The 9,919-nt window shown below is 44.6% G+C and carries 8 protein-coding genes; 1 reads left to right on the forward strand and 7 read right to left on the reverse strand.

Features of this window, described 5'->3' with window-relative positions; translation table 11 throughout:
• Nucleotides 1–293: 293 nt before the first annotated feature.
• From AB7D94_RS14360 to AB7D94_RS14385, 6 genes are all read right to left on the reverse strand, one after another.
• Nucleotides 294–1,232, reverse strand: coding sequence for a hypothetical protein (locus tag AB7D94_RS14360; protein WP_420266632.1), 939 nt, complete (start codon nucleotides 1,230–1,232; stop codon nucleotides 294–296).
• Between the two features lie 45 nt (nucleotides 1,233–1,277).
• Complete coding sequence (gene cls, locus AB7D94_RS14365; RefSeq protein WP_420266633.1) at nucleotides 1,278–2,531, reverse strand: cardiolipin synthase; 1,254 nt, start codon at nucleotides 2,529–2,531, stop codon at nucleotides 1,278–1,280.
• Nucleotides 2,532–2,782: 251 nt separating this feature from the next.
• A complete protein-coding gene (locus AB7D94_RS14370; RefSeq protein WP_420266635.1) occupies nucleotides 2,783–3,121 on the reverse strand; it encodes a hypothetical protein in 339 nt (112 codons plus the stop codon).
• Nucleotides 3,122–3,124: 3 nt separating this feature from the next.
• Entirely contained in the window at nucleotides 3,125–3,604 is a 480-nt protein-coding gene (locus AB7D94_RS14375; protein WP_420266637.1) for a hypothetical protein, read from the reverse strand.
• A gap of 121 nt (nucleotides 3,605–3,725) precedes the next feature.
• Nucleotides 3,726–6,020: a diguanylate cyclase domain-containing protein gene (locus AB7D94_RS14380; RefSeq protein WP_420266638.1), complete on the reverse strand. Its 2,295-nt coding sequence runs from the start codon at nucleotides 6,018–6,020 to the stop codon at nucleotides 3,726–3,728.
• Nucleotides 6,021–6,083: 63 nt separating this feature from the next.
• Complete coding sequence (locus AB7D94_RS14385) at nucleotides 6,084–6,365, reverse strand: HU family DNA-binding protein (RefSeq protein ID WP_420266640.1); 282 nt, start codon at nucleotides 6,363–6,365, stop codon at nucleotides 6,084–6,086.
• A 286-nt stretch (nucleotides 6,366–6,651) separates the two neighbouring features.
• Here AB7D94_RS14385 and AB7D94_RS14390 point away from each other — a divergent pair, with 286 nt between their 5' ends.
• Nucleotides 6,652–7,683, forward strand: a complete 1,032-nt coding sequence (locus AB7D94_RS14390) for an SGNH/GDSL hydrolase family protein (RefSeq protein WP_420266642.1) — start codon at nucleotides 6,652–6,654, stop codon at nucleotides 7,681–7,683.
• Here the strand turns inward: AB7D94_RS14390 and AB7D94_RS14395 are convergent.
• Nucleotides 7,667–9,673 (reverse strand): exopolysaccharide transport family protein, encoded by a 2,007-nt coding sequence (locus AB7D94_RS14395; protein ID WP_420266643.1) that lies wholly within the window; start codon nucleotides 9,671–9,673, stop codon nucleotides 7,667–7,669. The genes AB7D94_RS14390 and AB7D94_RS14395 overlap by 17 nt on opposite strands.
• Nucleotides 9,674–9,919 lie beyond the last annotated feature (246 nt).

Below are 9,919 nucleotides of genomic sequence, written 5' to 3' on the forward strand. Positions count from 1 at the left end.
CCACTGCCCAGCGCTACGACCACAGCCCCCCACCTCAAAAAAAAGGGGGGGGGGGCTGCTTTACTATTGTGACACAGTCTGGAAAGCGGGAATCCAGGAGAGGGAATTACTGGTGTAAGTTTCTAATGCGATTGCCCTGCGTAGCCCGGCTGAAGTCATAGCTATTGTGATGGGCTTATACCAGGTTGCGGTCAAATGAGTAAAAGGAGCATCCTTCGACAGGCTCAGGATGATTCGATTGATATAGAAATCTTCTTACTTATATGATTTACTTATATTATTGCAACTTAATATTACTGAGTCCCCGTCCCGATAGACATCTGGAGCGTTACCTGGTTCATATGCTCTTTTGTCTTGAATGTGAGGTAGTCCTTCTTGTCCAGTTTGTCCAGCTCGTAAAGCTGTTTCTTGTAGCGGCCCGCAATATCGTACCACTCGCTGATTCTCATGTTGAAACGACTTTCTTCGGGATAGCACAACGTATTCATGAAGGACAGGATAGCGAAATAGTACCGAACGGCGTTGCGCTCAATTGCGCCACGAGGCCCGCCGATATAGATGGGCTTGCCGTTTTTGTCTGTTCCGGCCACCGTGAACCCTACTTTGCTACGGCCGAGGGTCAGGAAATAGATTTTTTCCGCGAAGCGAAGTAAAGCACTGTCGCTGTATTCATAACTGACGTGGACAAAAGTCCTTTCCTCATCAAGTTGCAGGGCTTCTAACCTCATCTTGTGGTCCTTTGTGCTGAAAGGGCCTGCATCGGCATTGAAAGTGATATCCAGATACCCCTGCTGCTGCTCAACGTTCCGGTAGTGGTAAACGACTCTGTCCGTTTTCTCCGGAGGTTGATAGACTTCGCTGCCGATGTAAAAGGTCAGCAGCCAGGTCCCCGGCAGTTCCTTGTAGGTGCACGCCTTGACATTAGTATGGAGGGATGCGATATCGCACCAGTTTGCCGGCTCCTTTAGCTCATTGATAACGCTGTCAAAGGGATAATCGAATATCCCGTAGACATCCACATGCACTCTGTTGCCTCGCTCAAAAGACTCCAGAAAGAGAGGAAAGCCAAAACTATTTGTCTCCAATTGGGCCATGTTCCTGTGATAGGTGTCAAGCAGGATGTCTTGTCCCTGCCGGGCATTTTCAACCGCTGAGGCGCAACCGGCAGAAAAAATAATCATAACCGCAACCATGAACAGGAAGCACCCCAAAAGATTTCCGATTCTTTGCATTTGATTCACTCCTTTACCGTAGAGTATCAACTCTGCGGCGACGTGTTACAGCATATGGGAAAATAAGTGCGCAAACCACTCCCTGATCCTTGGGATCAAGGGTCTTTCTTTCCACTCTTGCAGTTTAATCTCGTTGGACTCCCTGATATCACTGGCAAACATCTCCTCTATTTCTCCGGCAAATTCGTGACTCAGGATAACCGCATTCACCTCGTCATCGTTTAACAAGCTCCAGTAGTCCATGTTGGTAGAGCCGACTGTAGACCAGACGCCGTCAATCACCGCAGTTTTCGCATGTAGCAGGGCGTTGCGGCGTTCAAATATCTTCACCCCCGATTTCAAGAGCGCGGAATAATTATACCGCGCCGCATATGAGGCCGTCGGAGAATCGCTGATTGTTGGAAGAACAAGCTTTACGTCAACACCACGCTTTGCGGCATCAATGAAGGCATCCAGTATTTGGCTGTCGGGGACAAAATAGGCATTCGTCATATGAATCGAATGCTCTGCAAAAGTGATGGCGGCCACATAGGCTATAAAAGTTATCCTGTTACTCTGTCCCGGCGTGCTGCCAAGTACCCGCACCAGGGCATTGCCCTCTTGCTTCAGGGCAGGGAAGTAGTTCCGTTGCGAGAGTTCCGGCCCATTTTGCTTGTGCCATGTGTCAAGAAAGAGTTTTTGCAACTCAGCCACCGCAGGGCCTTCGATTTGAACGTCCGTGTCACGCCAGGGCATTTGTTCACCTTTGATTTCACCCCTGCCGGAAAGCCTGCTCGAGTATAGCGAACTGATATTGATACCCCCTATAAAAGCGACTTCGCCGTCAATAATCAAAATCTTTCGGTGGTCCGGATGCAGGAGCCAGTTACTGTGGGCCTTAAACGGGTTTACCGAATTGAATTCGACCACCTGAATGCCGCCGTCACGCAAGCGCTGGAAAAAAGCGGCGGAAGTATGTGAACTGCCGATGCTGTCATAGATGAGATTTACCTGGACACCCTCGGCCTGTTTTTGCAACAATATATCGGCAAATTTGCGGCCAGTATCATCCTCTTCAATGATAAAGGTTTCAAAGTTGATGTGGTCTTTGGCATCCTGTATCGCTTTGAACATTGCGGCATAGGTAGGCAGGCCGTTAGCGAGCAGAGTGACTTTGTTCCCCTTCGTCAGCGGGCTTTCGGTTACTAATTCTACCACGGCATTGTGACGTTCCAAAATGTCCGTAGGATTGGCTGAGCTTTTCAGCCGTTGCAGGATGGCCTTGCTTTTGTCGGGAGATAACAGCCCTTTTGACGCCATGATTTGATAAGAGTTCTCCTCAGTCAGTGATTCCTTAATCAACTCAGCAACGTTCGGCAACGTAGCACACCCATTGCTGAGGCTCAAAATGAATGACAACAGTAAGAACAAACAGAAACGCTTGACAACCGACATGGGCTAGTATATAAGAAAATACATTAAATGTCAACGCTACGGGAAAATCTGTCAAGCTACGGGAAAATCTATTAATTTTTGAAAAGATTAGAATTTTAGTCGTAGTGTTTTTGCAATCACAGCCCAGATGATGATATTATCTCAGAAATCTCTTTTTGCGTCATGTTTTCCCTCTCACCTTTGAAGTATATAGCTAAAAGGTAAATGGTTGTTTCCTGTACTAAATATATTACCCTAAGGCCTCCAAGCTCACCAATGTTCGCGCTTTTAATGGCACATCTGGCCTTATATACCGTATTGGCAAATCTATGAATTTTAGGAATTGGTTCGCCGGGAAACTCACCTTTTTCAAGATCGCATAGAAGAGGATCAATATCTTTGTTTAACTTTTGAAATTTCTTCTTCAGACCCTTGTAATCTTTGTCAAAACGACTAACTGATTGAACAAAATACACAGCTTACAACGACTGCAGGTGTTCTCTTATGTTGCAGCCGGGCGGCAATGTGCTCTTTACTTTACCATCGCGTATGTCTCTCAGCAGGTTATGAAAATCCCTGTTAGTCGCCCACTCGTAAAGCTCAATCTTATCTGTAACAAGATATCTCAATTTATCCAGGTCTCCCTTCAAAATAAACCTCTCTATTGGCGAAAAACGATGCTCCGAGAGCTTCACTATTGATGCCTTCAAACGAATATAGTCATCCTTGATGAGCATGTTTTCTTTGATCATATCTTCATTGTTCAGGCATTCGTCCAGAGATTGCTGGCATTGCGTAGTATCTTCTGGCTTGTTGAGCTGATGGATTAACTTTATCAGCATAAACTTTGCGAAGACAGACTTCACAACCCTGGCAAGCCTGCCGTCTCTATCGAAACCGCTCACTGTGTGATTTATTATGTTCACACTATCGAAGGTATTTAAAGCTGTTAGCTGCATGTCCTATCGCGCTCCTTTTGTCCTGCTGCATTAACCCGCTGCCTCATAATAGTATAAAACATATGTAAGCAGTCACGTCAAGTGTTTATTTTTACAGGAGTCCCCTAAATAAATTAAGGAACTAGTCAAGCACAGGGGTCTCGCTTTCAGCGCTCAGGTCGCTGCTGTAATACTCAAATCTGTTCCTGCCAAGTTCTTTTGCCTTATACATAGCCACATCGGCCCTTTTAATAAGGACATCGGTAATATTTTCAATCTCGTAATCAAAATCGCTGAATGGATATAACTCTATGCCAATACTGCCGCCGATACGGCACTCATGTCCATTTATAAAAAATGTTTTATTTAATGATTCAATAATCTTATCCGCAATTAATCCAGCATCCAGCTTTCCACTTACTTTGGTAAGAATAATAATAAACTCATCGCCGCCTACGCGGGAAACCGTGTCTGATTTCCTGACATTGCTTAATAACCTTGTTGAAACCTCCCTAAGCAGGATATCTCCGGTTTCATGTCCATAAGTATCATTAACCGCCTTAAATTTATCTAAATCAATAAATAACAACGCCATCATATTGCCTTCCCGCGTGGAAAATTCAATTGCAATATTTAATCTATCCAAAAGTAATATCCGGTTAGGAAGAGACGTAACCACATCATAGTGCGCGAGCTGCTGGAGCTGTTTTTCGTAGTATTTTCTCTGAGATATGTTTCTAAGCACGTAAACACATTGTATTATGTTTCCTGCATCATCTTTTATCGGCGACGCAGAGCAGGAGACATAGACTTCCTTTCCAGCCTCATCGTAATGCAGGTGCTCACTCATCGCGTACTCACCCGTTCGTAACATAGTCATAACAGGACACGAGTATTCCTGTTGATTACAAGGCTCAGAGACTTTATGGGTAACTTCATAACAATGTCTGCCTATTACATCAGTCCCAGCTAGCTTATACTCCCTCAGGAAGTTGTTATTGGTGCTGACGATTGTGAAATCATTGACGTCTATCACCGTGAGGGAGTCATTTATGCTGTTAAGGACGGTTTGAGTAAATTTATTGATTCGCTTAATAGAATCCTCGCCTTTTCCATGCTCAATTATGGTCGCAATCGAGTTAGTTATAGATACAAAAGAACTCTCTTCCAACTTACTTCTTTCGTGATTATGCCTGACGTACAGGCATAATACGCCTAATACGTTGCTGCCGGATTTTATGGGAATGCAGTAGTGTCCATGTTCATGCATTCCTTCAAAGCTGACAGTGTGTAAGTCGTCAAGCTTATTGGAAAATACTGTTTTACCTGTGCTGGCGGCTATCCCGCAAAGGCATTGCCCATATTGCAATCTCGCACATGCTGTTAATAAATGTTCATGCAGATTTCTTTGAGCAACCATCTGTAACTCTTCCGCGCCATCTACTTTTAAGTGGATACATCCTTTTTGTTCAATGCTTATGCCTGGAATAGAGACGATTATATCCATAATTCTCTGCAATTTACTCTGAAGAGGAACATGCTCTAAGGATATTTCAAGGACACTTCTTATTGTCTCCTGTAGTACATCTCTGCGTCTCAGCTCATAAACAGTCTCTTCTAATTGCGTCCCTAATGCCAACTCAGATTGCACAAGGCCATCTCTTTCCCTGAGTTCCTCTAACAATATATCTACATATTTAATAATCCCCGTTTTGTTTTGATTCCTTCGCAGTCCATATTCGTCCTGCAGGTTGCCCTGTGAGATATTCTCTAATATCTCTATTATATCCCCTGGTTCGGCCCCTAATTGATTAACAAGTGAACGTATCGCCTTTACCGCAATTAAAAAGCTGATAATAACTGACAGCAGACACGCGGACAAAACTATACCCAGGAACATTTGATATTCTCTATTTGAGAGAGACTCGCCTTCTCTCATCTTATATGTTTGATAGTCGGTAAGATTATCAATTGCCTGCAATAATACAGCAGAATGTTTCAATTGTTTATCAAACAACGATACCTTTGATTCCTCTGAATTAACCAGCAAAACGGCACGGCTTTGTTCTCGTACAAATGACAAATAATCACCTTGTATGTTTTGTATTGTTTTCAGGAGTATTTTGCCTTTACCACTTCTTATCAAGGGTTCCAGTTTGCTTACATTCTCTGTCATAGTCATTTTGTATTTATCAATATTGTCCAATTCTCCGGTACTGTTGTCAGCGGCAAGAAGCAACTTATACATTGACACATCAATGCCTTTAACGGCATACATTACGTTATCTAAGTATATAGTTTTAAGGTATCTGTCGCTGACAATATCGTGGATGAGATCACGAGACGACCGCAATATAAAGACACTAGTAACACTGCCGATGATTAGCAGCACCACTATAACAGCGTGACTATATGCAAGTTTCGTTTGTACCTTCATAGTACCAGCCCAACAAACAACTATACCATTATAACATATCTTACGTTGACGTCAAAAATATTATTATTTCACACCCGACACGACATCCTTCAGCCCCTTGCCCGCCCTAAACTTGGGTACTTTAGCGGCAGGGATTAACGTAGCCTCCCCGGTTTTAGGATTTCTACCCGTCCGAGCATTCCTTTCAGACACAACAAAGGTGCCAAACCCTACGAGAATAACGCGCTCGCCATCTTTAAGAGCCTTAGATATTGCGTCAAATGTGCCGCTGATAACCTTTGCGACCTCTGTCTTCGACACTTTTGACTCTACCGCTACCCTGTCTATTAGTTCAGCCTTAGTCATAGAACACCCCCCAGATGAATCACAAGTAGTTGTAAAACATCGTAATTGTGCTGGCTTTAGGCTATACGTGTCAATAAGTGTATAAAATAAACATGCTGGCGGCACTATACGATTCTCTGCTGATGTGCCTGCCTTTTAGGCTATTATCCCGGGCAAACGCATTTGAAAAATAAAGCAGAAATTGGCCATACAGTTGACTTTGGTAGATGGTTCTAAGGAATTTTCTATTGTAACGTTCTAATGCGTTTGCCCTGGGTTTTTATCTGTTAACAAATCAGCAGAAATCATGTATAATGCAGTTGTGATGAACAGAAGATATTTAAATGTCTTGCTGGTTATATGTTCTGTCGTAGTGGTTTTTGGGGTATTATGTGTGTTTGAGTATGCGCTGAGGCTCAGCGGCAGCGTAAAACCTCTGAGCAACTCGCGGGAGCTTTTCGTTGTCAACGCCTTTGGAGTAAGCAGGGGAAACGCCAAAAACATTGGAGCATTCTCGTTTGGTGAAAAGGTCTATACTGATAAATACGGGTTTCGCATCCCGAAAGATTATAAAGAAGCCGATAAACACTTCTCAGGGACAATCCTCGTACTTGGAGACTCAATTGCCTTCGGCGTTGGCGTAAAAGAAGAGGATACGTTTGTTGGCCTGATGCGCTCCGCACTGCCGGATATGCGGGTGTATAACTCTGCCGTCGTAGGATATAACTCCTACGACTATGAAAACGTCATAGTACATTTTCTACCCTCTCATCCGGAAATCAACAGGGTTTATCTGATTTATTGCCTGAACGATTTAAACTCCCAATCAGCCGAGCTTATTGACAGCGAGCTAAACACCGGCACCAGGGATGTAACCCTGCTTGACAAGGCAAGACATCTGGGAGTCCTTGCAGAGCTGAACGAATTCCTGAGGGCCAAATCGCTGCTTTACCTGTATCTGAAGGGTCTTCTGACTGACCCGCAGATGAGATTTTACATGGCCGAATCCCTGTACTACAATGTGGACAACGATGTAATCTTTAACAAAAACATCCAACCCATCGTCAATATCGCCAGGACACTGAAGGCACGCAATATCCCCTTCACAGTGATTATTTCCCCCTATGAAGCCCAACTCAGAAAGAAGGACACGCTGCTTGGGCCGCAGAAAAAACTATCCGCCTTCTTTAGCGCCAACGGTATAGACTTCATTGACCCTGTGCCGGATTTTCTCGCAAAGGGGATGGCGTCAAAGGAGTTCTATCTGTTTTGTGACCCTATGCATTTCTCTGAAAAAGGGCACAGGGTGATGTTCGGGGCGCTTATGAGGCGCTTATGAGTCTTTTGATTAAGTAAATCGGTGCTTGGAGCGTCTTATTAAATACATAACCCACGAAATTGCCCTTTGTTACGCCGCGTACCCTGTCTAAAGTATCTTTTTCATACTTACACGGCTCTGCTATACAAATGACGTTGCCGTCAAGTGCCGCGCAGTCTTTCGGCGAGGCAGTGTCTATAATCACCTGTCCATATTGTTCACGCAGGCTGCCCACGCGCTCATTGACCCTTGCAATATCCGGTTCAAATAACACATCAAGCCCGTGTTCCCCTGTGGGCATGGGCAAGTTGGAGCTATCCGGGGTGATACCGAAAAACGCGGCTGCCGAATAACCTGATGTGGCGCGCCCGGCACAGACAAGTAAGACCCCCTGCCCTTCTCTGGCGTATGCTATGCCCATCAGCGCCGCGGCGCAGGTCTTGCCGTCCCCCTTACCCGGACTGGTTACTATCAGAGCCATACTACCGCCGCCATTAGTTGGTGTTTCATAGAAGATATTATCCTTAATCTCGTTAATGGCCTCAATTTCTTTTGAGTCGGCACTGAGGGCGCTTACGGCATCATAATTTCTCAGGTGCTCCGAGAGTGGGATACGCCCGAGGAGTTTTGAAAATGCCGTTATATCGTCCTTTGATTTAACGGTATTGTCCATGTATTCGACAAAAAATACGGCGGCAAGGCCAATGAAAAAACCAAGAAAGACAGCCACTATGAGCGTACGCCCCCGCCTTGGGTAAAACCTCTTCTTTGGTGTTGTGGCAGGCTCGACTATCTTTAACTTCGACAAGCTTATGGATTCGACCAGGCCCACCTGAATGACATACTGGCCGATCTTCGAGTACATCTCCCTCTGTGCCGTTAACAATGGCTCTATGCGGGCGGATGCCTCATACTTATGCGGTATTTTTATAAGTTCTTCCTCATCGAGCTTTATAAACTTTTGGATTACCGCTTTCTTTGCAAGAATTGCCTCCTTGTTGATGCGATTCGTTAAAATCTTTTTTGATAGCTCTGAGTACTCAGGATTCAGGGACATTGTCTCTCTGCTGAGAACGAGGCCGACCTCTGCGACCATCTGTTTTTTAATTGTATCTATCTCTTCGTTAAGAATCTTATACCTGGGATGCTCTTTTGTGAAATCGAGTTTCAGGCTTGCCAGATCTAAAACCTTTTTGTCGAGAGAGGATTTTAAGGATTCGAGCCTTGGGTTTGTACTGATCTCAAAAGCCTCTTTTCTGTATATGGAAAGCTCTTTTAGTTGTTTCATGCCCTTTGTAATTTCCGCGTCAAATTGGGCATACTCCTTGTCCATCGCTTCGGCTTCGGTTTTCAGGGTATATATTGCCTTAATAGCATTGGTCGTTTCGCCTTGCAAATCAACGGTCATATCCCTGAGCTTCATGTCTGTGGAGATGGCAAGGGTTTTAAAATAACTGTCTCTGATTGAATCAAGTCTTAATTCCAGAGACTCTCTCACTGATTTGAAATCGTCTCTTACCCTCTGTCGCGCGCTCTCAACGTAATTCGCCGATAGTTTGTTGGCAATAGAGGCCGACAGTTCAGGGTCATTTGTTACGGCGCTTACCTCTATTATGGTTACCTCTTTATATTGCTTAACGACGGCGTAGGGCAGGGAAAACAGATTTTCGGCGATAGACGGCTCAAAAAAATCTTCTGCCTTCAATTGCTTGCCGAAAAGCCCCACAAGCTTAAACTCGCCAATAATAGCCTCTGCCAGCGGTTTTACCCTGGATAGCTCCACGTCAGTCTTTATGTCATCACTTGTACTGGCTACCTGTGAGGCCATACCCCAGCCTGCCAGCAGCCCGTTTGCGGAGGGCGTCTTTAAAACTAATACCTTTGCGGCGGCCCTGTAAGTCGGCCTGACAAAAAGCAATATAAGCAGCGCTAATACCAAAGATGCGCCGATGATGTAGTAAAATATCCTTTTTCTTCTGTTAAATATCTCCATGTATCTGAGTAATTCCAACAAACCCTCCTGAACTAACAAACCATCCTGAACTTCTGCCGCACCTAATCTGACGCGGCGGCCACCTCATGGGATTCTAACATATTATGGTATGGTTAAACCATAGCACCAACAATTCTCATTAAAAGGGCAGAGGGCACGAGTATGCTGTGATATTTGACAGGGAAGGCATCAGTAATACTAAGTTGCTAAGTAAGCGTCTAAATAACTACACCCGCTGGGTTACCGGCAAGAGTACCCCCTATC

The organism is Candidatus Magnetominusculus dajiuhuensis, from assembly GCF_046044395.1.
GTDB classification, from domain to species: Bacteria; Nitrospirota; Thermodesulfovibrionia; order Thermodesulfovibrionales; family Magnetobacteriaceae; genus Magnetominusculus; species Magnetominusculus dajiuhuensis.

Coding starts and splice junctions, on each gene's coding strand:
- AB7D94_RS14360 (WP_420266632.1), bottom strand. CDS start 1,232: ATGCAAAGAATCGGAAATCTTTTGGGGTGCTTCCTGTTCATGGTTGCG.
- AB7D94_RS14380 (WP_420266638.1), bottom strand. CDS start 6,020: ATGAAGGTACAAACGAAACTTGCATATAGTCACGCTGTTATAGTGGTG.
- AB7D94_RS14375 (WP_420266637.1), bottom strand. CDS start 3,604: ATGCAGCTAACAGCTTTAAATACCTTCGATAGTGTGAACATAATAAAT.
- AB7D94_RS14390 (WP_420266642.1), top strand. CDS start 6,652: ATGTATAATGCAGTTGTGATGAACAGAAGATATTTAAATGTCTTGCTG.
- cls (WP_420266633.1), bottom strand. CDS start 2,531: ATGGCGTCAAAAGGGCTGTTATCTCCCGACAAAAGCAAGGCCATCCTG.
- AB7D94_RS14385 (WP_420266640.1), bottom strand. CDS start 6,365: ATGACTAAGGCTGAACTAATAGACAGGGTAGCGGTAGAGTCAAAAGTG.